Here is a 22,561-nt window from a genome sequence, read left to right on the forward strand (position 1 = left end):
AGTTCGGTATGGACAACGCAGTACTGCGAAGCGAAAGGCAGCTGAAGTGGCTTCCGACCTGTTCTCCCAAGTGGTCAACTCCGGGCCGGGATCGTTCCTGGCCAAACAGCTGGGCGTGCCGCAGCCCGAGACCCTGCGCCGCTACCGCCCCGGGCAGCCGCCGCTGCCCGGCTCCCTGCTGATCGGCGGGGAGGGACGCGTCGTCGAACCCCTGCGCGCAGCCCTGGCCGACGACTATGACGTCGTCTCCAACAACATCGGCGGCCGCTGGGCCGATTCGTTCGGCGGTGTGGTGCTCGACGCCACCGGCATCGACGACCCGGCCGGGCTCAAGGAGCTCTACCAGTTCTTCACCCCGGTTCTGCGCAACCTCGCGTCGTGCGCACGCGTGGTCGTCATCGGCACCACACCGGAGCAGGCCGGCAGCGTCCACGCCCAGATCGCGCAGCGCGCCCTGGAAGGCTTCACCCGATCGCTGGGCAAGGAGCTGCAGCGCGGCGCCACGGCGTCGCTCGTGTACCTGGCCGCCGACGCCAAGCCCGCCGCCACCGGCCTGGAGTCAACCCTGCGCTTCATCCTCTCGGCCAAGTCGGCCTACGTCGACGGGCAGGTGTACCGGGTCGGTGCCGCCGACTCGACGCCGCCGGCGGACTGGGACAAGCCACTGGCCGGCAAGGTGGCCGTGGTGACCGGTGCGGCCCGCGGGATCGGCGCGACGATCGCGGAGGTGTTCGCGCGGGACGGCGCCACCGTGGTGGCCGTCGACGTGCCGCAGGCCGCCGAGGATCTCGGCAAGGTCGCGGAGAAGGTGGGTGGCAGCGCGCTGACGCTCGACGTCACCGCCGACGATGCAGTCGAACAGATCGTCGCGCACGTCACCGCACAGCACGACGGCAAGGTCGATGTGCTGGTGAACAACGCCGGTATCACCCGCGACAAGCTGCTGGCCAACATGGACGAGAGCCGCTGGGACTCCGTGGTGGCGGTGAACCTGCTTGCCCCGCAACGACTCACCGAGGGTTTGGTGGAGGCCGGAGTGCTGGGCGAGGGCGGCCGGGTGATCGGACTGTCGTCGATGGCCGGCATCGCCGGTAACCGCGGGCAGACCAACTACGCCACCACCAAGGCCGGCATGATCGGGCTCGCCGAGGCGCTGGCCCCGGTGCTGGCCGAGAAGGACATCACCATCAACGCCGTGGCCCCGGGATTCATCGAGACCAAGATGACCGACGCGATCCCACTGGCCACCCGTGAGGTCGGCCGCCGGCTGAACTCGCTGTTCCAGGGCGGCAAGCCGGTGGACGTGGCCGAGCTGATCGCCTACTTCGCCAGCCCGGCGTCGAATGCGGTCACCGGAAACACCATCCGGGTCTGCGGCCAGGCCATGTTGGGGGCGTGACAGCGTGAACAACATGCTCCGGGCCGTCGTCGGGGCGTTGCCGTTCGTACCGCGCGACGATACGTTGCCGGCCCGCACCGTCACGGTCGACAACCTCCCCATCGACCCCGCCAACGTCGCCGCCTACGCCCAGGTGACCGGGCTGCGGTTCGGTGACACCCTGCCGCTGACCTACCCGTTCGCGCTGACCTTCCCGACAGTGATGTCGCTGGTCACCGGATTCGATTTCCCGTTCGCCGCAATGGGTTCGGTGCATCTGGAGAACCACATCACCCAGTACCGGCCGATCAAGGTGACCGACACCGTCAGCGCGGCGGTGCACGCGGAGAACCTGCGCGAGCACCGCAAGGGCCTGCTGGTGGACATTGTGACCGAGCTCAAGGTCGGCAATGACACGGCGTGGCACCAGGTGACGACATTCCTGCACCAGCAGAAGACCAGCCTGTCCGGTGAGCCCAAGCCGGAACCGCAGAAGCAGCCGAAGCTGCCGCCGCCCAACGCCGTTCTGAACATCAGCCCGGGCCAGATCCGGAGCTACGCGTCGATCGGCGGGGACCACAACCCCATCCACACCAACGGGCTGGCCGCCAAACTGTTCGGCTTCCCGACCGTGATCGCGCATGGAATGTTCAGCGCTGCGGCAGTTCTGGCCAACATCGAGGGGCAGCTCCCCGATGCGGTCAAGTACTCGGTGCGGTTCGCCAAGCCCGTGGTACTGCCCGCCAAGGCCGGGCTCTACGTAGAGCGCGACGCCGACGGCTGGGAGCTGACCCTGCGCAACCTGAAGAAGGGTTACCCGCACCTGTCGGCGACGGTGAGCCCGCTGCACTGAGCGTGGTCGCCGGGCGTGCACTCAGACCGCGTTTTCACGCTCGGTCGCGATCTGGTTGCACGCCCGGCGTTTCTCACACGCTCGGTACGGCGTCCCCGGAAGTCCGTCGCAGATCGGCGAATTCGGAGATCGAGGCCGAGGTCACCGACGCGACCGGCCGGGCATTGGGCGCCGACGCGTCGGACTTGGACACCATCACGACGTTGTCGATGTAGGGCTGGATCGTCGTGCTGTTCTGCACGGTCGACACGATCACCAACTGGAAACCGAACTTGCGGAACGCCGACAACGCCTGCTGGGCGAACTGCGGATCCGACTTGGAAAACGCCTCGTCGAGCATGAGCTGGGCGAACAACGGCCTGGTGTCATCGCTGTCGGGGCTGGCCAGGTTGAAGCTCAGGGCGCCGGCCAGGCAGAACGCCATGAGCTTCTCCTGCTCACCACCGGAGTTGTCGCCGGAGTTGCTGTAGGTCCGGATCACCTCGCCGGTTGCGGCGTCGCGCTCCTCGCAGTACAGCACGAACCGGTTGCGCACATCCAGCGCATCACGGGTCCACTGCCGGTCCTCGGGTGTATTGCCGGCCAACAATTTTCGTAGTTGAAGGATGTCGGTGTACTGCTCGAACATCGCGGTCTCGTCGCCGAAGCTCACCAGTGACACCCGCGACGAGATGCGCTGCGCCTTCTCGTTGAGTTCGTCGACCGCCGCCAGATGCCGGGTGCCGGCATGCAGCGTCAATCGCGTACCGCGGTTGAACTCCACCGCCCCCAGACCGGTGTTCACCCGGGCGATCTGCTCGGTGATCCGCCGCGCCTCGTTGTCGGCGATCATGTGCAGGTTCAGGATCGCACCCGGTGCCTGTTCGGTGATCAACCGCTGCATGCGCTCGTAGGCGTCGGGCAGCTCGCGCTCGTCGATCCGACGGCACAGCGCCACATAGTCGTGCACCCGCTCGTCGAAGACATCGCTGTCGTTGGGAATGGCATCGGGGAACGAGCTGTCGTAGGCGGCCATGATGCCTGCGAGCTCATCGTGAGAGCGATTACGGTCCGCGCGTAGCCGGTCCCGCTCGCGGCTGATGACGCGGGTCAGCTCGGCCCGGTACGGCTCGGAGTCGAGAAGCTCGAGGGTCAGGGCGATGTCGGCGGCGTAGCCGTCGATGGTGTCGCGGGCATGCGACGGGAATTCGCTGGACCCCAACCGCGCCGTCAGGACCTCGCTCAGCTCCAGAAGTGCGGTCCGCCTGCGGTCCAGCGTGGTCTCGCGTTCGTTGAGCGAACCGATCTGCTGGATGACCTTCTCGACCCGCTCCCAGCATTCGTCGGCCCGGTGTTGCAGCCGTTCGGCGTCGGGGTTGTCGGAGACCAGCAGATCGTGTTCGTCCTGCAGGCGCTCCAGCATCTCGTCCACCGAATCGGTGTCGATATCGCTCCACTGCATGAACTGGTCGCACAGTGCCCGGCAGGCCCGCTCCCGGGATTGCAGCTGGCCGCGGTGCTCGTCGAGACGCTCACGTGCGGTCCGCGCCACCTGGTACACGTCCTGCGCGGCGGCCAGATCATCCTGCAGTGCTTCGATTTTGGCCGCGGTACCGCCCAGGAAGATGTAATCCGAGGGCCGTAGCCGTGACCGGTCGTCCTTGATCGAGAGCCGCCCGCTGTCCTTGCGCAGGCCCTGGTCGGTGACGGCACGGGACTGCTCGGTGAACTCCCCCGGCCCGTCGACACACACGTAGTCACCGACCGCCGCGATCACGTTGAGCGCCTCAACGGCGCTGTCGTGCGTCGGGTCGGCGAGCTGCAGTTTGGTGGCCAGCGTGCCCGCAGGCGGGGTCCGTAGTTGTGAGCCGTGCTGGACGTGCTGCAGCTGGATCCGGCCGCGCATGTCGTTCTCGTTGACGAACCGCAACGCGCGTTCCATGTGGGCATCGGGAACCAGCAGGCGTAATCCCGCCCCGCGCAACACCTTTTCGACGGCCAGCCGCCAGCGCGACTCCTCCGGTTTGAGCTCCATGAGCTCGGCGACGTAGACCAGATCGCGCTCGGAGATGTCGAGCGCCCGGGCGATGCGTGCCCGCATCTCGTACTCGGTCCTGGGCAGGGGGGAGCCCAGCCGCTGCACCCGCTCCAACTCAGACTCAATACTCTCGCGTGCCTCGCGAGCCCTCACTTCTTTCGCCGATGCCTCGACGTAAGGCTGGTTACCGGTGAACAACTCCCGGTGCAGCCGGTCGGCCTCTTCCATCAATGTCTCACGCAGCGACCAGAATTCCTCGCCGTTGTCCGGCGGAGTCAACCCCAGTGAGGTGACCTTGTCCTCGTAGGTGGAGCGCCGGCGCGACACCTCCTCGCTGATCCGCTCGGCCTCGGTCAACCGTTGCTGCAGCGGCACGAGATCCACCGTGACGGTGTTGATCTGCGCCATCAACGAGTTGTGCTCGTTCTTGAACTGCCGCTGCTGCGAACCGAACTCGTCACGCTGGGCGCCGAGCTGAGTGATCTGATCGTCGAGATTGTCGATCTCCGGGCCGGCCTGCGCCAGCCGGACATGGTCGACGTAATCCCGGATCATCGCGTTGTCGATGGTGTCGATCACCCCGAACTTGGCCGCCTCTTCGGCGTAACGGGCCTGTACCGCAGCAATATTGCCCAGAGTATTGCGCTTGCGGCGTGCCACATCGAGCAGGCCGCGGGCCTCGACCAGCGGGTTGATCTGCTCCAGCGCCTCTTCGACACCGCTGAGGCTGGCCGGCTCGTCGAGCATGAATTCGCGGACGAATTGTTCAAGGCCACCAACACTTTTCAGCGATTTGGCCTTGCCGAGCAGCTGCTGGGCGGCCTCCGACGCCCGGATGCCGATGCTGGAGTACAACTGGGCCAGGTACTGGCTCTCACTGCGTCCGCCGGTCCACCCGTCGTCGCGAAACACCGCGGCGTCATAGCTATTGGCCGCCCATCGGTTGCACAGGCCGAAGATGTCCCGATCGTCGTCGATCAGGTAGTAGCGACTGCCCGGATCCGAGGTCTTCTCCGCGGCCAGCCATTTGAGCACCAAACCGGTGACCGAGCGCCCGGTGAGGTCGCTGTAGGTGACCGCGACAGCCGACCAGGCCGGACCGGTTCCGCGCAGGTACATGATCTGGCGGCTGGTGCCCTCGCGCCGCTCGCCCCACGCACCGCGCACGTACTTGTCGACGGTGCGCTTGCCGGTTCCCGAACCGGCGGCGGTGGTATCGCCGGAGGCGTTGAAGTTCCGGCGGTGCGACGGCAGGAAGGCCAGCGAAATCGCATCCAGCAGTGATGATTTGCCGCTGCCGGAGGATCCGGTGATCAGCGTGCCGTGCCGGCTGAACGGGATCGAGTGGTACCCGTCGAACACACCCCAGTTGATCACCTGCAGGCGTGACAGGGAGAACTGGTTGGTCGGGTCAGCCATGAGCGTCCACTTCGTCGTCAAGTCGTGCGTCATCGGTTTCGTCGGCATCGTTGCCGGTGCCGTCGGCGGTCCGCTTGAGCTGCTCGAACTGCTGCTGCAGTTCGGTGATCATCGAGGCCGTCATGATCGCGTTGACCACAGGGCTGATGGTGAAGCTGTCCTCGTCCTCGCGGTTGCGGGCGAGCATCTCGATGTCGGTGAGCCGCTCGATCGCGTTGTCGATCCGTTTGTCGAAGGATGCGACGTCGCGGTCGGTGTCGTTGTTCACGCCGGCGAACAGCTCGTGGATCTCGTCGCGGCTGATCAGGACATTCTCGTCGCGCGCCGCGGCCCGCATCAGCTTGGCCAGGTGAAGGGCCAGGATCGAATCGTAGGTGTTCAGGGTCTCGCGGCGCAGCAACCGGCGTCGCCACTGCGACTCGTAGTCGGCCTGCTCGACGTAGGCGATGTCGTGATCATCCGAGATGCACAGCCGCATATCGAGTTCCGACAATCGCACGGTGAGCTCGGTGCGATAGCGGGTGACCCACGACCACAACTCGGAGTGGTTGTCCTTGCTGACGTATCGACGCGACAGCAGGTGCTGCAGTGCCCAGCAGGCCCGGTCGGGCAACTCGCTGACGTCCCCGTCGAAGCGGGGCGCACGACGTTGATCGGTGGACCGTTCGACGGAGTCGATGCTCGGCAGCGCGTCGAAGTCGATCGCCTGATCTGAGATCGGAGAGGTGTCCGGGATATCGGTCATAGCATGGTCTCGCTGACAGTAGGGATCGGTTCGGTGAAAACCAGTCGGGGAATCTCGATTTCGCGATCGGTGCCCTCCAGCGACCGAAACCGCACCCGGGCTGAAGGAGCGGCTTCGGCGCCGTCCTCGGTGTGTTGTTTGAGCGCCCAGGACCACAGCACGATCACATGTCCCAGATAGGCCGAGTCCAGCATGCCGATCGCGTCGGGCAGAGACAGCGGGCCGGTCGCGACCGCGCCGTTGATCAGCTCGGCCAGCTCGGCGGCATCCACCTGGGAGGCCAAGGCCGAGAACGCCGACAGGTTCACCTCGCCTTCCGATGTCTCGGCCTGCGACGGCGGGATGGCGTCACGGATCTTGAAGGCCACGGCGCCAATCGAATTGAAGTCGGTACGAACCAACGGCACCTCGGTGCCGATCCGGCTGTCGGCGAGCGAGACGGCGAGCAGTTCGTGCGCGCCGGCCAGCGCATCGTTGAGCTGCCGGGTGACACCGCGGCTCTGCTCCAGCGTGCCGGAAGCGACGAAGCGTTTGATCCGGCGGGCACAGCGCTGCCGGGTCCGGCCCACCTCGGCCGTCTGCGCCGACACCAGGCTGAAGAAACCCGTCATCACCTCACGCAGGCCCGGGTCGAGGTGCGGGAGCTCACGGGTCACCTCTTCGATGTCGGCCACCAGCGCGGCCCGCTGCTCGGGATCCTGGATCATCCGCGTGAAGGCGGTGTAGGACGCGCTCTCGCGGGAGGCGAACAGTGACTCGTAATCGTCGAACAGTTGACGCTGACGTTCCCGGTAACCGAGATCGGTGTCGGCGGAGGTATCCAGCAGCCGGGTGGTGATGCGATTCAACATGCTGCCGTACTGCCCGATGTCGGAGATGATCTGCTCCATCTGCAACGCGATGGCGCGGGCCTCGTCTTCGACGTCCACCAGGTCGGGTTCTGGCCGCTGCCCCTGCTCGAGGGCATCCAATTCATCACGCAGCTTGGCGATCTCGGCTTCGATGTCGGCGCGGATGCGGTCCGGGTCGTTGCTGACCTGTCCGGCCACGCGGCGCAGCCCGGCCGCGATCCCCGTGATCGATCCGCCGGTGGCGAGAGTGTCCTCGCGGCGCATGCGGCGCGCGAAATCCAGCACGGCCCGCGCTTCGTAGGTGAGGTAGCAGACATTGCGTTCGGTGTCGCCGAACTGCTCGGTGATCCGGTGCAGCCAACCCTGGCCGGCCCAGTACTTGATCAGCGACAGGCCCGACTGATCGGTCTCGGAGCCGAGGTCCGCCAGATCGCGTTCCAGCCGGACCACCAGGTCGATCTCCGTGAGCTTGGCGCCGCGGTCCAGGTGGCGTTCCATCAGCGTGAGGTAGGTGGCCAGGTTGTTCGTCGCCAGCAGCCGCGACGAGCGGGAATCGGCCACCTCGCGGTTGAGCTGGTACAGCTGGTCCAGTGACTGTTCGGCCGAAGCCCGATCGCCGGCACCGCCGTCAGCCATGACCGGCCGTTCGTTTCGCAGTGGACATCGGCACCACTTTAGGCGGCTGACGCAACCGCTTCCGACGCCAGTTCCGTTTGCTGTTCACCATCGCGATGGGCCATTGTGACCGACACCTCAACCAACCTGCCCTACAGTCATCCGGTGACTCCCGCCAAGGTGCCACCCGCCGGCCTGGTCCGCGCGGTCGAACGCGTCCGCCACCATCTGCGCCGCCTGCATCAACGGGCGGTACCGCCGCCCGCGGCGATGCTGGAGATGATCCTGGGCGCATGGGTCGCCCAGGGCATCGCGGCGGCCGCGCAGCTCGGGGTGGCCGATGCGCTCGCCGACGGCCCTCTGCGCCCCGATGAGCTGGCCCGCCGCGTCGACGCAAATCCCGACACCCTGGACAGGCTGATGCGCGCACTGGTCAGCGAAGGCATCTTCCGTCGCACCCGCGACGGGCGCTACGCGCTGAACCCGCTGGCCGACACCTTGCGCACGGACGCGCCGGTGTCTGTGGGCGCGATGGCGCGGTTCGTGGGCTCGGTGCAGCATCGCGAACACTGGAGCCATCTCGACGACGCGGTCCGAACCGGTGAGGCCGTCATTCCCAAGCTGCGGGGTCAGCAGCCGTTCGACTACATCGCCTCCGATCCGGAACTGTCGGCGATCTTCAATGACGCCATGACCAGCATCTCCGAGTTGGCGATCGCGCCTGTGGTGGCGGCCTACGACTTCACCCGCTTCGGCACCGTCGCTGATGTCGGCGGTGGCCACGGCCGGCTGCTGGCCGCCGTACTGACCGCGGCCCCCGCCGCCCGCGGCGTGCTCTACGACCTGCCGGCGGTGGTCGAGGGAGCACCGGAACTTCTGGGCAGATACGGCATGGCCGAGCGCGTCGAGGTGGTCCCCGGTTCGTTCTTCGACGGTGTTCCGCCCGGCGCGGACGCCTACCTGCTGAAGAACATCATTCACGACTGGCCGGACGACGAGTCGATCGCGATCCTGCGCAATGTGCGTGCGGCCGCCACGCCCGGTGCCCATCTGCTCCTCGTCGAGGCGGTCATCCCCGACCACGACCGCGAGTTCCTGGGCAAATGGATCGACATGGAGATGCTGGTGGGCGTCGCCGCCCGGGAACGCAAAGAGGCCGACTACCGAAGCCTGTATGAGCAGGCCGGGTTTCGGCTCACCCGTGTGGTCGAGACGGCCTCTCCGTTCAGCGTGGTGGAGGGTGTGGCGGTCTAATCGTCGTTCGCGCAGGGTGAAGTGGCTCGGACCGTCAGCACATAGCCGTCGCTGCCTCGGTTTTCAGCTTTGGCGAAAACGACGTAGCCGCGGGCATCACGGTAGGTCTTGTCGTTGGGAGGTTCTGGGTCCGGCCGTGTCCAGGGCACAGGTTCGAAGCCCTCACCCACAAGGGCGTGGATGCGATCGAACACGGCTTCCACGAGCTCCGGGGCCGGATCTCGTATCCACTCGTAGACCTGCACCTTCCAGGGCGGGCCCACCGACATCAACGCCTCGTCTGTGCGGCACCCGATTTTCCGTGCCAGGGCGGGGTTGGGATCGACCGGCTTGTCGAGGATCGTCGATACGTAGCCGGCCGCGATGCGTGCGGCCTCGGTGACGGTCAATGAAGTGGGTTGCATCGTCGCCTCGTCGTCGGTGGGCGGCCGGTCCTGGGACGAAGGCCCGCAGGAACTGGTGAACATCACCGTCACCGCCATGAAAAGTACTGTGAGAAGTCTCATTTGACCTGTATTCGTGGCCCGCGATCCGCATTGTCGGTCACCCGCGGATTGTCCCACGGATGTTGCCGTCTTTCGTAGGATCCGTCGTCATCCCAGGGAAGTTCGGGGATCTTCGGTCCGGCTTGGGCCCGGCCCTGATCGGAGGCTTCGGCCCGGAAGTCACCGTCATCGCCGAGATCGATATCGACGTAGTTGCTCTCGATGCCACGTTCCACATAGCCGGTGGCCTCACCGCCCTGGATGACGGCGACCATGTTCCGGAACGCATCGGATTCGTAATCGTCCCAATACTTTCCGTGCGCGTCCTGCCCCACGATCACCTGGTTGGCGTGCTCACCTTCCCGGCCGTAGTACCCGGTGTCCAGACGAGTGACGCCGGGAATCCGGTCCGGGTCGGTTGCCGACGGCAGACCACCGAGCGGATTGCCGACCTGCCCGTCGACGGTGTGCGGAATCCCGGGGATCCCGCTCGGTATCGGGACATCTCGCGGCAACGACTGCACCACCGAGATCGGATCTCCGGGCGCGGTCATCGAATAGCGCTGCACATTCGGGTTCGGGTTGGTGTACTCCCCGGTGAGGATTCCGGTGCCGGCCGAGGACGCGTGCAGGATGCGGTCGGCGCGCAACCCCATCTGCTCGGCTGTCCCGACGATGGCACCGCCGTAGGAATGACCGATATAGGTGACGGGTGTACCCGGCGCCCCCTCACCCACGGCGCGATCGATCTCGTGCCCGAACGACACCAGCTTGGGTGCCATCGACGCGGCATAGGACGGGTCCGCCGCCTTGTCCAGGCCCTGCGGGAAGTCGTCACCCATGTACAGAAAGACCGGCGAACCGCTCTGGGCGGCCAATTCGACCGCCGATGCGTGATTCGAGCCGCTGCCGTTCAGGTTGGTGTTGGTGCCGGGCACCACCACGCCGACGCCCTTGATACCGGGTTTGATGTCACCGATCATCTCGATCATCCGGCCGTTGCCCTCGGTGGAGAACGCGACGAACTTGCGCGGCACCAACTGCCCGCTGTTGTTGGGATCCTTGATCGGGGTGAGCATGGCCTGCAGCTGCTTGACCCGGGCATCATCCGGGGGCTGCTTCTTCTGCTCCTCCGCCAGTGCGTTGCGGATGTTGATGTTGTTGGCTTCGATCCTGGTGTCGAACGGAACGCCATCGGTGTTGCCCATCACCTGCGGATCGGCGAGGACCATCTCGTGCAACGCTTCCGGGCTGAGTCCGGCGAGAAACGCGGCCCGTTCATCGGGCGTCATCCCGGCCAGCCGGTCGACCAGTGACTTGGGACCGCTCGGCGCGGGCGGCTCCTTGGTGCCCGGTCCATTGAGCGCCGCCGCGGCATCGCGCACCTGTTGCCCGACCTTGTCGTCGGTGCTTTCGAACTGCGCCAGCATGGTCTGCAGATCCAGCGATGCGTTCGCGGCCAGCGCTTGCAGCAGCATCCGGTTCACCGGGCTCAACCTGGCGAAGATGTCGAGTGAGCTGCCGGGACGGACCGACACCGTTCCGTCGTCGGCGACCTGCCACCCCTGCCCTTGAAGCCGGCCGACGGTGCTCATGATGCGGCTGCGCTGCTGCACCAGATCCCCACCGCCGTCCTGCAACGCCGAACTCAACGCGCCGAGCGCAGCGTGGAGCCGCTGCATACGTTCCAATGACGCTGTGGCACTTGCGATGGCCGCATCTGCCGAGCTACCGGTCCACCCGGCGCGCAGCTTGTCGATGATGGCGCGCTGCTGATCCATCTGAGCGGCCAACGCGGAGGCCCGGCCGCCGACGGCGGCGCCGCTGTGCACCAGTGCCTCAGGGTTGGAGGCTTCCACCTGAGAGATCGAAACCGGCATGTCAATCCATTGCGCGGGCCGAGTTGGTCAGCTGACGTGCGGACGCGTCATCGACACGCTCGAACACGGCGGCGGCCTCGACCAGCTTGGCGGCATGTGCACCGAGTTCGTCGCCGACGGCTTTGGCCGCAGCATCCACGACGGGCGAGACCTCACCGCAGGCGGCACCACTGCGCAGCCCGGGCATGGCACCGGCCGCGGCGGTCAGCGGTTGCCCGATCCCGAGTGCTGCGACAGCCGCGCCCACTGCCGTCTCGGCCGCGGCAGCCGACCGCAGCCCGGCCGGGTCTACCTTCAGCTCAGAACCCATGTTGGAAGCGTAATGCCACCGTGAGGGGGCTCAGGACAGCAATTCCGGCGGCACCTAGCCCGTGGAGACCGACTGCGTACCCGCGTCGGACGGGGTGCCCTTCAGGCCGCGCCAGAACAGATTGATCATCAACTCGGCGGCCTCGTTGACGTCGGCATCGCCCGTGCTGACCCGGCTGGCAATGGCCTCGCCGGCACCCACCAGCGCCACCGCCATCATCTCGAAGTCACTGTCGGGCTGAGGATTACGCGTGCCAGTGCTGAGCAGTCGGGCCACCAGGTCGATGATCCGCTCACGGCCCTCACGGACGGTGTGCGCGAAGGCCTGCGAGCTGGTGGCCTGGGTGTAGAGGACCATCCACGAAGCGCGATTGGCGTCGATGTAGGTGAGGAACGCCAGCACGGCGCTGCGCAACAGGTCCTTGGGGCTCTGGGTGAAGTCGATCTCCCCGCGCACCACGTCCACGAAACGGGTCAGTTCGCGATCCAGACAGGCGCCGAACAACTCCTCCTTGGAGCCGTAATAGAGATACAGCATCGGCTTCGAGATCTCGGCCTCCGCGGCGATCGCGTCCATCGAGGTCTCGTGATATCCGTTGACCGAGAAAATCTGCACCGCGGCGTCGAGCATCTGCTGTTCACGCACGGCCCTCGGCAGCCGCTTCGTTCCACCTGCCATCCGAACAGGATAAGCGCCCGATTGACGGTCAGGGCAGCAGCTCAGTGCGCCGCTGCTCCTCCCACAACGCCATCCGGGTCCGCGCGGGTTCTCCGATCGCGTCCATCACCAGTGGAATGAGAAGTTCGGTGAGCAGGAATCCGGCCGCCATGCTCTGGTAGGTGGTACCCACGGTGCTCGACGCGGCGAGCACCACCTCGGCCTCCGGTGCGACGGGACAGGCCAGATCGTCGGTAATGAGCAGCACGGTGGCCCCGGCCCGGTGTACCCGCCGGGCCAGATCGGCCGCACTGCGCTGGTAGCGGTGGTAGTCGAACAACACCACCACGTCGTTGCGAGACAGTTCCAGCAGCGCGCCGAGATCGCTTCCGGTGGGATCGGCGAGCGCCCGCACCCCGGGCCGCAGTTGTTCGAGATGTGCGGCCAGATGCAGGGCCAACAGGTGCGAGAAGCGCCCGCCGTGCAGGTAGACGGTCCGGTTGGTGTCGGCCAGCAGTCCGACGGCACCCTCGACCGCGGATTCGGGAAGCATCGCGAGTGTCTGCGCTGCCCGGTCGTTCTGTCCGCGGGCCTGCTGTAGGAGGCGCTCGAGCAGGCCGCCGGCCGGCGGGGCATCCGGAAGTCGGGTGATCGGTCCGCTCGATCTGGTCGACAGTTCGGCCCGCAAGGTGACCTGAAGATCGGCGAAGCCCTCGTACCCCAGCGACTGCGCAAACCTAAGTACGGTCGGCGGGCTGACCTCGGCCCGCTCTGCGAGCCTGGCCGCGCTGGCCAGCCCGGCGCTCGGATAGTCGGCGAGCAATGCCCTCCCGACCCGTCGCTCGGCTTTGCTCAGCGACGGGAGGGCTGCGGTGGTGCGCGCCTCCACAGTCGACGCGGCCACCATCGCTTCTGCAGCAGGCGTCGGTTCCGGAGGCGATTCGGGGGCCACGACGGTCAATCTGCCATGACCGGCACCGAGACCATCGACAGATCGCTCATCGAGATCGCGGTGACGCTTTCCGGTGGTAGCGCCTGCCAGTCCAGATCGCCGAACCCCGTCGAACCGACGACGAGCGTGCCGTCGGCCGGCCTGGCCCATCGCAGGGCGAAGTAGTCCTCGAGGTGCTCGGTGGGCAGGTCGGCCGCGGTGATCTCCTCGACGTCCTCGGCCGGCAGATAGCTGTGGGCGTGCGCATGCACGGCGATCATCTGGCCCTCCCCGAGTACGAGGGCGTTGAGGCTGGCCTCGGGATACAGCGGCCGCAGTTGCGCCACCGCCCGACGGACCGCCTCCGCGAGATCAGGCGCGGTGCGGCGGTGCTGACGGATGACGCCGAAATAGCGCTCACTGTCCGTGGTGCCGTGCAACGATGCCGCGACATCGCGCTCCAACAGCTCGTCGAGCAGACCGGCGGGTTTGATGGAACCGTTGTGCGCCATGGCAATTCCATCCGCCACGAACGGGTGTGAGTTCTCCGGCCGGACCGCCAGACCGTTCGTGGCCCAACGCAGGTGGACCACGCTGGCCACGGCGGCCGGCCCGGCCACCGCCGCGGCGAACGCCGGGTCGTCGAGCGCGCTGCCGGGCGACACCTCGGTGCTCGGGGCCTGTCCGGACTGCTCGATGCGGGCGACGCCCCAGCCGTCGCCGTGCACCTTGGTCAACACCACGAAATCCTTGAGCACGTGCGCCCCGACGGCGTCGCAGACGGATATCGGCTGCGCTGACACCACACCCAGCAGTCGGCACATGGATTCCGCCCCTCCGTCACAGGACCCTCAGTCCCCCAAAATCTAACAAATCAATCTTAGATCGACGATATTAAAGTTTCTGAAACATTCATGACATAGCGTACGCGGAGAGTTCAGTACCTCAGGAGGGACTTATGCCGGCAGCCATCACGTCACGTACCGAGGATCTGCGTGCCCGGGGCGTCGAGATCGTGGCGGGGTCACTGACCGATCTGGCCGGCGTGACCCGGGCAAAATATGTTCCGCTGCAGCGGCTTTCCGCATTCGAGAAGTCCGGCATGGGTGTATCGCCGTCGTGGAGCGTGTTCTGCGTGGACAGCGGTATCGCCTTCACTCCCGAGATCGGCGTGGTCGGCGACCTGCGGATCCGTATCGACCCCGACGACCTGCGCCTGATCGGCGATGGCGTGGCCTGGGCCCCCGCAAGCCTGTACGACCAGCACGGCAACCCCGCGCCGCTGTGCACCCGGGCGCTGCTGGCCGGGATCGAACACAGCGCCACAGACCGCGGCCTCAGTGTGTTGGCCGGCGCGGAGCTGGAGTTCACCCTGCTCTCGGCGGGCGGTGACCACGCCAGCGCCGAACCCTGGTCGCCATACGGCATACGCACGTCGCTCGACCGCTCGGGTTTCCTGGTCGACCTCGCAGTCGCGGCCGAAAAGGCCGGGCTGGACGTCGAACAGCTACACACCGAATACGGCCATGACCAGGTCGAGGTGTCGCTGGCTCCGGCCACACCGGTGGCCGTGGCAGACGCTGTCATCCTGGCGCGGATCGTGATCGGCCGGGTGGCCGCCCGCCACGATATGAAGGTCTCGTTCTCACCGGTGCCCTTCGAGGGCGAAGCCGGTAACGGTGCGCATCTGCACCTCTCGCTCGCCGATGCCGACGGGCCGTTGCTGTCCGGCGGCCCGGGTCCGCACGGTCTGCGCGACGCCGGGCAGTCCGCGATCGCCGGAGTGCTGGACGGTCTGCCGGACCTGCTCGGGGTGTACGCCGGCTCGACCCTGTCGGCGGCCCGCCTCAAGCCCGGCAACTGGGCAGGTGCCACCAAATGCTGGGGCCTGGAGAATCGCGAAGCGGCAGTACGTTTCATCGCGGCGACGCCGGGAAACCCGCACGGCGCCAACGTCGAACTGAAGATCATCGACCCGAGCGCCAATCCGTACCTTGCCACCGCGGCACTACTCGGCAGTGCGTTGCGCGGGATCGACAAGACCCTGTCGTTGCCGGCCGAGGTCACCGACGACCCGGCCGCCACCTCATCGCAACCACTGCCGGCCGACCACCGCGAGGTGATCGACATGCTGGAGTCCTCGGCGCCGGCCGCGGATCTGCTGACACCGGCAGTCATCGACGGGCTCGTCGCCGTCCGCCGGCACGAGCTCACCACCTATGGCGACCGCCCGCTCGCCCAGACCTGCCAGGCGTTGCGCCTGGCGTGGAGTTGCTGACCGCTCATTCCCCGAAGGGAGCATCGATGACAACCAGTGCCGCTGGCGACCCCGATCAACTACCCCACCGACGCCTACCGTTCTGGGTGGCGCTGGCGTTGTCGGTCGCGACGGTCGGTCCCACCCTGGCGATGTCCGGGAACGGGCAGGGCCTGATCGCCACTGTGGGTAAGGCACTCCCGCTGGTCTTTCTGATCGGCCTGGTCGGCGTCTCGCTGGTCGGTTACAGCTTCGTCCGGCTCACCCGCCATCTCAACCACGCCGGTTCCGCCTACGCGCTGGTCGGCGGCACCGTGGGGCCACGCGCCGGGTTCTTCTCCGGCTTCGCGATGCTGGGCGCCTATGTCGGGTTCTCGATCGGAACCCTCGCGCTGACAGCGGCTTTCACCAACGCGTTCATCGCCCAACTGCAACCGGGGAACGACAATCCCTACCAGGTGCCGTGGTTGGTCATCGTGGTGATCGGCGCTGCCATCTCGTTCGCACTGGCGGGTCGCGACATCAAGGTACTGGCCAAGATCCTGCTCGGCATCGAAGGCATCGGCATCGTCGCGATGATCGTGCTGGTCGTCGCGATCTTCGCGAAAGGCGGCGCCCCGACCACGGGATTCGACTTCAGCGTGTTCTCCTTCTCCGGCAGTGGCGTATCGCCGTCGGCGGTGCTCAGCGGTGTGGTGGCAGCGTTCCTGTCCTGGGCCGGATTCGAGGCCTGCGCATCGATGGGCGAGGAGACCGACAACCCAGGGCGCAACATTCCTCGGGCGCTGGGCGGAACATTGATGCTCACCGGCGTGCTGTTCGTCGTCGTGATGTTCGCCCAGGTGATCGGCTTCGGCACCGACGAGGCCGGCCTGGCCGCCTTCCAAAGTTCAGGAAACACGTTGGGAGACTTGGGCAGCAGCTACGTCGGCCAGTGGTTCTCCCTCCTCATCATCTTCACCGCCACCGTCGCGGCGTTCGGCTGCCACATGGCGACCGCGGCGACCTCGGGCCGCATGCTGTTCGCGTTCGGCCGGGACGGCTTCGGCCCGAAGTCATTGGCGCACATCCACGAGGCGACCGGCGGTCCGCGCCGCGCCACGTGGCTCGTGGTCGCACTGGCCCTCGTCGTCGACGTGATCTGCGGCCTGCTCGACTGGCCCGACATGGGCACCGGCAACGACGCGATCGACACGTACTTCCTGTTCGCGGTGGCGGGTTCGGTGTGTCTCATGGTGTGCTACCTGCTGGTCGAGATCGCGGCGGCGTGGTTCGTGGGCGCGCCCAAGTTCGTCGGGGTACACGGTGGACAGGGCAAAGTACTGGGGCTCACCCTGCCGCTGGTGGGCGCCGTGGTGATCGCCGTGGTGCTCTGGTTCAACATCAAGGACGCCGAAACCTGGACTGCCGCACCATTGTTGGGCCTGTACTGGTGCGCGGTCGGTCTGGTGATCGCACTGGCCGCCTCGGGTATCGCCAAACGGGTCGGTGAATCGCTGACTGCCGAGCTGGCGCTGACACCCCCTGTGGAGGTCCGGTGAGCACGCTCTACGCCCGCGACGAAGCCGCCATCGCCGGGATCGAGAAATTACGGTTCTTTCCGCTGGAAGTGGTCTCGGGCAGCGGCTGCACACTGGTCACCCCCGACGGGCGGGAGTTGCTCGACCTGTCCGCGACCTGGACCGCATCAGGCCTCGGCCACGGGCATCCGGCTGTCGCCGAGGCCGTCAGCCGGGCGATCCGCAGCGCGCCCGGGGCAGGCGGGCTCTCGGCCGTACACCCCGATTCGGTGGGGTTGGCCGAAGACCTGCTGGCCCTTGTTCCCGGATCGGGTGACCGCCGGGTCTACCTCGGCCATGCCGGTTCCGACGCCAACGATGTCGCGCTGCGCGCCTGCCGTCATGCCACCGGACGGCGCACCGTGCTGGCGTTCGAGCACAGCTATCACGGCGGCGTCGGTGTCGCGATGGGCGTGTCCGGAGTACACGTCGACGCCGGCAGCCCACCGGACCCCGACGCGGTTTTCCTGCCGTACCCCAACCCTTTTCGGCCGTCTGCCGGCGATGTCGGCGTCGACGTGGCCGCCTGCCTCGAACTGGCCGATCAGCATCTGGGCACCGGAACGATCGCGTGCCTGATCGTCGAACCGATCCTGTCCGACGGCGGCCTCGTCGTCCCGCCCGACGGATTCCTGGCGCAATTGCACCAGCTGTGTCGCCGCCATGGTGTGCCGATGATCTGCGACGAGGTCAAGATGGGACTCGGCCGCCCCGGCACCATGCACGCGTTCGAGCATGACGGCGTGGTGCCCGACATCGTCACCTTCGGCAAGGTGCTGGGCGGCGGCCTGCCGCTGTCGGCGGCGGTCGGACCGGCAGAACTGCTCGACGAACCGGCGGCCTCGGCCCTGCTGACCACCGCGGGCAATCCGGTCTGCACCGCCGCGGGCCGTGCCGTGCTGGCGACGATCGTCGGCGAACAACTGCCCGAGCGGGCTGCGAAAGTCGGTGCCGTGCTGCGTGATGCGCTGCGGGCGTTGGACGCGGAACAGATCGGCGACGTACGCGGGCGCGGGCTGGCGATCGGTCTGGAGCTGGTCGATCCGGCAACCGGCGAGCCCGATCCGCGCACCGCGGCACAGGTGAGCTACCGGGCGTGGGAGCTCGGTGCGGTGGTGTACTACGTCGGCGGCAACGTTCTGGAGATCACCCCGCCATTGGTGCTGTCCGAGGAGCAAGCCGCCCGCGCCGCAGAAATTCTGGGCGCGGCGATCGCCGACACCGCCGCAGGAAAAGTCGATGAGAAGGAGGTCGCACGTTATGCCGGATGGTGACGTCACCGGCCCGACGATCGACGTGTTCGACGGAGTGCACGACGCGGTACCCGAAGCGCTCGCCGAGCATCTGCGCACCGTCAGGTTGATCGACCATCATGTGCACGGGACGTTCGACAAACTCGTCGACCGGGCCGGCTTCGAGGCCGCGATCAACGAGGGGTCCACCGACCCGATACCTGATTTCATGACGCAGTTCGACTCACCGCTCGGCTTGTCGATCCGGCGTTGGTGCGCACCGGTTCTGGGGCTGCCCGCCCGCGCCGGCGCCGACGAGTACTGGAACCGCCGCAGCGACCACACTCCGGACGAGTTGGCCGCACTCATGTTGCCGCTGGCCGGCGTCGACCGCTGGATCGTCGACACCGGATTCCAGGGTGATCTGATCACCACGCCGCAGCGCCTCACCGAACTCAGCGGCCGGCCGTCGTCGGAGATCCTGCGACTGGAGCAGCTGGCCCAGAACCTTCTGGAGTCCGGCACCAGCCCCGAGGCGTTCCCCGACACCTTCCGGGCGGCGCTGTCGGAGGCCGCAGCCTCACCGGAAACCGTGGGCACCAAGACCATTGCGGCCTATCGCACGTCATTCGACATCGACTGGTCCCGGCCCACCGATCAACTGGTGATCGAGCACGCCCGGGAGCTCGCGGCGCGGGATTCGCGACGGGTGGACAGCCCGGTGCTGATCGCGTTCGGGGTACACGAAGCCGCCGACCACGGGCTGCCCATTCAGGTGCACGTCGGGTTCGGCGACCGAGATCTCGACCTGCACCGCACGGACCCGATGTTGTTGCTGCCCTTGCTGCGCACCATGGCGCCGGTCCCGGTGCTGCTGCTGCACTGCTACCCGTTCCACCGCCAGGCCGGTTATCTGGCCCAGGCCTTCGACCACGTGAATTTCGATGTGGGCCTTGCCATCAACTACCTGGGGGCACGATCGGGCGCCGTCGTCGCCGAGGCGCTGGAGACGGCGCCGTTCGCCAAACAGCTGTATTCGTCGGACGCGTTCGGCCCACCCGAACTACACCTGCTGGGGTCGGTGTTGTGGCGGCGCACGATGGGCCTGACGCTCGGCGAGTGGGTGCGCACCGGGGACTGCAGCGAGTCCGACGCGATCCGCATCGTCGACATGATCGCCGTACACAACGCCAATCGGGTCTACCCGCTGTGAACCATGACGGCGCACCGCTTCTGGAGGCGCTGCGCTCCTTCGTCGAACGTGACCAGGCACCGTTCTACAGTCCCGGCCACAAAGGCGGGCGCACGCTCGACCCCTGGCTGCGCGATCACCTCGCCGCCGTCGACCTCAACAACCTGCCCGACACCGACACCCTGCACTGTCCCGAAGGCCCGATCCTGGCTGCCGAAAAGTTGATCGCCGATGCGTGGGGCGTCGGTCAGAGCTTCATCCTGGTACAGGGATCGACCACCGGAAACATCGCGGTGGCACTCTCGGCGCTGCGGCCCGGGGAACCCGTGCTGGTGCAGCGCAACGCGCACAAGTCCGTGCTCGCCGGGCTGGTGCAGGTCGGGGCACGGCCCATCTGGCTCGAACCCCGATGGGATCCACGCTTCGGGATCGCGCACGGACTGGACGCCGACGTGGTCGAAAAGGCCTTGGCCGCAAACCAAGCCGAAGCCCTGTGGGTACTTCATCCCACCTACTACGGCACCACCGCCGACATCGCTGCGCTGGCCGACGTGTGCCGGCGCACCGGCACCCGACTGCTGGTCGACGGCGCGCACTCTCCCCATTTCGCGTTCCACCCGGAGCTGCCATTGCCCGCCGAACGGGCCGGTGCGGTGGCCACCGTGCAATCGGTCCACAAGGTCTTGTCAGGCCTCAGCCAGGCCGCCGTCCTGCACATCGATCCGGAGGCACTGGATCCGGTGACGGTGCGGCGGTCCCTGCAGCTCATCCAGACCACGAGTCCGCATTTCGCGATCATGGCCTCGATCGACCTGGCCCGCAGACAGATGATGGACCGGGGACACGAACTCCTCAGTGCTGCCCTGGACCGGGCTCGCCGGGTGGCGGACAGGCTGGAAACCGTCAAGGGCCTGCAGGTGTTGCGACCTACGGAATCCACCGGAGCCGGGACCGGATTCCATCGACTCGACGAGACCAAGCTGTTGATCGGAACACGAGACCTGGCTGTCGATGCCCGCGCCATCGTCGCTCGCCTCAACAAGGTGCATGGCGTACAGCCCGAACTCAGCGGCGCCGGACACGTGTTGTGCATCAGCACCATCGGCAACACCGATGCCGACATGGACCGGCTGGCCCGGGGATTCGCGGAGGTGGCCGCGTGGGCCGGGACTGCGGGGGCCGGCGCCGACCCCAACGATGAGGATGAGGATCTCATCGCCGATCTGCTCGCACACCGCGCCCAGGCCGTGCTGACGCCGAGGGAGGCGTTCTTCGCCGACACCGAGATGGTGCCGCTGGAGCAGGCCACCAACCGCGTCGCGGCCGAGGCCATCACGCCCTATCCGCCGGGCATTCCCCTGGTGATGCCGGGTGAAAGGCTCACCGCCGACGTCATCGCGCTGTTGCGGGCACTCCGTGCGGCCGGTAACCCGATCAGCGCGTCGGACCCTGGACTCGGCGTCGTGACCGCGGTGCGGTGACGATCAGCAGTGCACCCCGCCCTTGGCGTCGGCGTTGCGCTGCACCGCGGCGTCCACGGCGGCCTGGTTCAGCTGGCCGTCGGCCAGCGCCTTCTCCAGCCCATCCAGCACTGCGGGCACCTCATCAGTGGTGATCCACAACGCATTGTCGGCCCCGGCCTGCAACGCCTTGAGGACCGCCGCGGCCACGCCGTAGCGCTGGTTGATCGCGGCCATGCTGGACAGGTCGTCGGTGTAGATGAGGCCGTTGAAACCGGGCCCACCGTAGTTGCCCGAGCGCAGCAGGTCATAGGCAGCGGGGCTGAGGCTCGCGGGATCGGCCCCGGTCAGGCCAGGGACCTCGAGGTGTCCGACCATCACCGCGACCGGCGGCTGCGTGGTCAGCGTGCGGTACGGCACGAGATCGTTGTTCTGCAGCTCGGACAGCGGCGGTGTGGTGACGGCGCCGGCGGTGTGCGAGTCACCCGAGCCGTGGCCGTGTCCCGGGAAGTGCTTGAGCACCGGAAGCACGCCGGCATCCCGAAGGCCGCGGGCGTAGGCGCCGGCGTAGTCGGTGACCTTGGCCGGATCGTCCCCGAAGGACCGGTCGCCGATGACGGTGTCATCGGCGTCCGAGGTGACGTCGACGACGGGCGCGAAGTCGACGGTGATCCCGAGGTCGCGCATCTTCTGTCCGCGCTCCCGGGCGATCCCGTACACCTCGTCGACGGATTTGGTCTGGGCCAGCACCCGCGCCGACGGTTGCTCGCCGATCAACGAGGACAACCGTGACACCCGGCCGCCCTCCTCGTCCACGGTGACCGCGAGCGGCAGCGGGCCTGCGGCCGAGATATCGGGCAGGGATCCATCGGTGAGCATCGACAGGTCGGTCCAGCTGCCGATCATGATGCCGCCGACGTGCTGCTCGGACACCACCGAACGGGCGTCAGCCGCATCCTTGATACCGACGGTCAGCAACTGCGCGAGCTTGTCACGGGGCGACAGACTGGCAAGGTCGCAGACCGGCGCCGCCGGCATCGGCGCGTGGGTGGACATCGGCTTCGTGTCCGAGGACTGGGACTCGGGCGCCGGAGTGCTCGGGGAGCAGGCCAGCAACAGTCCGGACAGCGCTGCGAAAGTAGCGACGAGGCGCGGTGAAGCCATGGGCCCCGACCTTAGCCGCTGAGGAACCGGTAATCGATTCTCCGCGTGTCGACCCATGTCCGCCTCGAGCGGATTCAGGGTGTCGTCATGTTAAGTTGGCCGGGTGAACCGGTTCGTCGTACCCTCCGCGGCCAGCATCGTCGTCGGCCTGCTGTTGGGCGCGGCTGCCGTTTTCGGAGTGACGCTGATGGTGCAGCAGGACACGAAGCCTCCGCTGCAAGCGGGCGACCCGGCGTCATCTGTGCTCAACCGGGTCGAGTACGGCGACCGGTCCTAGCTTGGATGTGCCGCCAACGCGGCGG

The 22,561-nt window shown here is 67.1% G+C and carries 19 protein-coding genes; 9 read left to right on the top strand and 10 right to left on the bottom strand.

Translation table 11 applies throughout. The features are described from left to right. The first annotated feature begins 46 nt into the window (after positions 1-46). Positions 47-1,399, top strand: coding sequence for a 3-oxoacyl-ACP reductase (locus tag H977_RS0102490; RefSeq protein WP_029106368.1), 1,353 nt, complete (start codon positions 47-49; stop codon positions 1,397-1,399). Continuing rightward, positions 1,344-2,231, top strand: a complete 888-nt coding sequence (locus tag H977_RS0102495) for a MaoC/PaaZ C-terminal domain-containing protein (RefSeq protein WP_196808153.1) — start codon at positions 1,344-1,346, stop codon at positions 2,229-2,231. The genes H977_RS0102490 and H977_RS0102495 overlap by 56 nt, the downstream gene beginning before the upstream one ends. Positions 2,232-2,304: 73 nt before the next feature. Here H977_RS0102495 and H977_RS0102500 read toward each other — a convergent pair whose 3' ends face one another. The 3 genes from H977_RS0102500 to H977_RS0102510 are packed head-to-tail and all read right to left on the bottom strand — an operon-like array spanning position 2,305 to position 7,899. Then, the gene (locus H977_RS0102500) at positions 2,305-5,667 is read right to left on the bottom strand and encodes an ATP-binding protein (protein ID WP_029106370.1); all 3,363 of its coding nucleotides are present in this window, start codon (positions 5,665-5,667) and stop codon (positions 2,305-2,307) included. Further along, on the bottom strand, positions 5,660-6,412 hold the full coding sequence (locus H977_RS0102505) for a DUF4194 domain-containing protein (protein ID WP_231395850.1): 753 nt from the start codon (positions 6,410-6,412) through the stop codon (positions 5,660-5,662). Before H977_RS0102505 ends, H977_RS0102500 begins: the two co-directional genes overlap by 8 nt. After that, positions 6,409-7,899 carry a DUF3375 domain-containing protein gene (locus tag H977_RS0102510; protein ID WP_029106372.1) on the bottom strand — a complete coding sequence of 497 codons (1,491 nt, stop codon included), beginning with the start codon at positions 7,897-7,899 and terminating at the stop codon, positions 6,409-6,411. The genes H977_RS0102505 and H977_RS0102510 overlap by 4 nt, the downstream gene beginning before the upstream one ends. 144 nt (positions 7,900-8,043) lie before the next feature. Here H977_RS0102510 and H977_RS0102515 point away from each other — a divergent pair, with 144 nt between their 5' ends. After that, the gene (locus H977_RS0102515) at positions 8,044-9,132 is read left to right on the top strand and encodes a methyltransferase (RefSeq protein ID WP_029106373.1); all 1,089 of its coding nucleotides are present in this window, start codon (positions 8,044-8,046) and stop codon (positions 9,130-9,132) included. Here the strand turns inward: H977_RS0102515 and H977_RS0102520 are convergent. Genes H977_RS0102520 through H977_RS0102545 form a run of 6 tightly spaced genes read right to left on the bottom strand, consistent with a single transcriptional unit; the run spans position 9,129 to position 14,219 of the window. Continuing rightward, entirely contained in the window at positions 9,129-9,638 is a 510-nt protein-coding gene (locus H977_RS0102520) for a hypothetical protein (protein WP_029106374.1), read from the bottom strand. The genes H977_RS0102515 and H977_RS0102520 overlap by 4 nt on opposite strands. Further along, on the bottom strand, positions 9,635-11,497 hold the full coding sequence (locus tag H977_RS0102525) for an alpha/beta hydrolase (protein WP_029106375.1): 1,863 nt from the start codon (positions 11,495-11,497) through the stop codon (positions 9,635-9,637). The genes H977_RS0102520 and H977_RS0102525 overlap by 4 nt, the downstream gene beginning before the upstream one ends. Position 11,498: 1 nt before the next feature. Continuing rightward, positions 11,499-11,807 (bottom strand): type VII secretion target, encoded by a 309-nt coding sequence (locus tag H977_RS0102530; RefSeq protein ID WP_029106376.1) that lies wholly within the window; start codon positions 11,805-11,807, stop codon positions 11,499-11,501. Positions 11,808-11,861: 54 nt separating this feature from the next. Beyond that, entirely contained in the window at positions 11,862-12,485 is a 624-nt protein-coding gene (locus H977_RS0102535) for a TetR/AcrR family transcriptional regulator (RefSeq protein WP_029106377.1), read from the bottom strand. A gap of 28 nt (positions 12,486-12,513) precedes the next feature. Next, positions 12,514-13,416, bottom strand: coding sequence for a MurR/RpiR family transcriptional regulator (locus H977_RS0102540; protein ID WP_231395851.1), 903 nt, complete (start codon positions 13,414-13,416; stop codon positions 12,514-12,516). 5 nt (positions 13,417-13,421) lie between these two features. After that, positions 13,422-14,219: a class II glutamine amidotransferase gene (locus tag H977_RS0102545; RefSeq protein WP_029106379.1), complete on the bottom strand. Its 798-nt coding sequence runs from the start codon at positions 14,217-14,219 to the stop codon at positions 13,422-13,424. 134 nt (positions 14,220-14,353) lie between these two features. Between H977_RS0102545 and H977_RS0102550 the strand changes: the two genes are divergently transcribed. From H977_RS0102550 to H977_RS0102570, 5 genes are read left to right on the top strand one after another with little or no spacing between them, the layout of a single operon-like run. Continuing rightward, the gene (locus H977_RS0102550; RefSeq protein WP_029106380.1) at positions 14,354-15,673 is read left to right on the top strand and encodes a type I glutamate--ammonia ligase; all 1,320 of its coding nucleotides are present in this window, start codon (positions 14,354-14,356) and stop codon (positions 15,671-15,673) included. A gap of 26 nt (positions 15,674-15,699) precedes the next feature. Beyond that, positions 15,700-17,193: an APC family permease gene (locus tag H977_RS0102555; RefSeq protein WP_029106381.1), complete on the top strand. Its 1,494-nt coding sequence runs from the start codon at positions 15,700-15,702 to the stop codon at positions 17,191-17,193. Next, positions 17,190-18,485, top strand: coding sequence for an aspartate aminotransferase family protein (locus H977_RS0102560; protein ID WP_029106382.1), 1,296 nt, complete (start codon positions 17,190-17,192; stop codon positions 18,483-18,485). The genes H977_RS0102555 and H977_RS0102560 overlap by 4 nt, the downstream gene beginning before the upstream one ends. Beyond that, positions 18,472-19,656, top strand: coding sequence for an amidohydrolase family protein (locus H977_RS0102565; RefSeq protein WP_029106383.1), 1,185 nt, complete (start codon positions 18,472-18,474; stop codon positions 19,654-19,656). Before H977_RS0102560 ends, H977_RS0102565 begins: the two co-directional genes overlap by 14 nt. Then, positions 19,653-21,116: an aminotransferase class I/II-fold pyridoxal phosphate-dependent enzyme gene (locus tag H977_RS0102570; RefSeq protein WP_029106384.1), complete on the top strand. Its 1,464-nt coding sequence runs from the start codon at positions 19,653-19,655 to the stop codon at positions 21,114-21,116. The genes H977_RS0102565 and H977_RS0102570 overlap by 4 nt, the downstream gene beginning before the upstream one ends. A 3-nt stretch (positions 21,117-21,119) precedes the next feature. On the opposite strand, the gene H977_RS0102575 is transcribed toward H977_RS0102570, so the two are convergent. Beyond that, positions 21,120-22,259, bottom strand: coding sequence for a glycoside hydrolase family 3 N-terminal domain-containing protein (locus tag H977_RS0102575; RefSeq protein ID WP_029106385.1), 1,140 nt, complete (start codon positions 22,257-22,259; stop codon positions 21,120-21,122). 103 nt (positions 22,260-22,362) lie between these two features. Between H977_RS0102575 and H977_RS34640 the strand changes: the two genes are divergently transcribed. Beyond that, positions 22,363-22,536 (top strand): DUF2613 domain-containing protein, encoded by a 174-nt coding sequence (locus tag H977_RS34640; protein ID WP_003891682.1) that lies wholly within the window; start codon positions 22,363-22,365, stop codon positions 22,534-22,536. The last annotated feature ends 25 nt before the right edge of the window (positions 22,537-22,561 follow it).

It is taken from the genome of Mycobacterium sp. URHD0025, assembly GCF_000426065.1.
GTDB lineage: Bacteria > Actinomycetota > Actinomycetes > Mycobacteriales > Mycobacteriaceae > Mycobacterium.

Coding starts and splice junctions, on each gene's coding strand:
- H977_RS0102495 (WP_196808153.1), top strand. CDS start 1,344: ATGCGGTCACCGGAAACACCATCCGGGTCTGCGGCCAGGCCATGTTGG.
- H977_RS0102500 (WP_029106370.1), bottom strand. CDS start 5,667: ATGGCTGACCCGACCAACCAGTTCTCCCTGTCACGCCTGCAGGTGATC.
- H977_RS0102505 (WP_231395850.1), bottom strand. CDS start 6,412: ATGACCGATATCCCGGACACCTCTCCGATCTCAGATCAGGCGATCGAC.
- H977_RS0102510 (WP_029106372.1), bottom strand. CDS start 7,899: ATGGCTGACGGCGGTGCCGGCGATCGGGCTTCGGCCGAACAGTCACTG.
- H977_RS0102520 (WP_029106374.1), bottom strand. CDS start 9,638: ATGAGACTTCTCACAGTACTTTTCATGGCGGTGACGGTGATGTTCACC.
- H977_RS0102525 (WP_029106375.1), bottom strand. CDS start 11,497: ATGCCGGTTTCGATCTCTCAGGTGGAAGCCTCCAACCCTGAGGCACTG.
- H977_RS0102530 (WP_029106376.1), bottom strand. CDS start 11,807: ATGGGTTCTGAGCTGAAGGTAGACCCGGCCGGGCTGCGGTCGGCTGCC.
- H977_RS0102535 (WP_029106377.1), bottom strand. CDS start 12,485: ATGGCAGGTGGAACGAAGCGGCTGCCGAGGGCCGTGCGTGAACAGCAG.
- H977_RS0102545 (WP_029106379.1), bottom strand. CDS start 14,219: ATGTGCCGACTGCTGGGTGTGGTGTCAGCGCAGCCGATATCCGTCTGC.
- H977_RS0102550 (WP_029106380.1), top strand. CDS start 14,354: ATGCCGGCAGCCATCACGTCACGTACCGAGGATCTGCGTGCCCGGGGC.
- H977_RS0102555 (WP_029106381.1), top strand. CDS start 15,700: ATGACAACCAGTGCCGCTGGCGACCCCGATCAACTACCCCACCGACGC.
- H977_RS0102565 (WP_029106383.1), top strand. CDS start 18,472: ATGCCGGATGGTGACGTCACCGGCCCGACGATCGACGTGTTCGACGGA.
- H977_RS0102575 (WP_029106385.1), bottom strand. CDS start 22,259: ATGGCTTCACCGCGCCTCGTCGCTACTTTCGCAGCGCTGTCCGGACTG.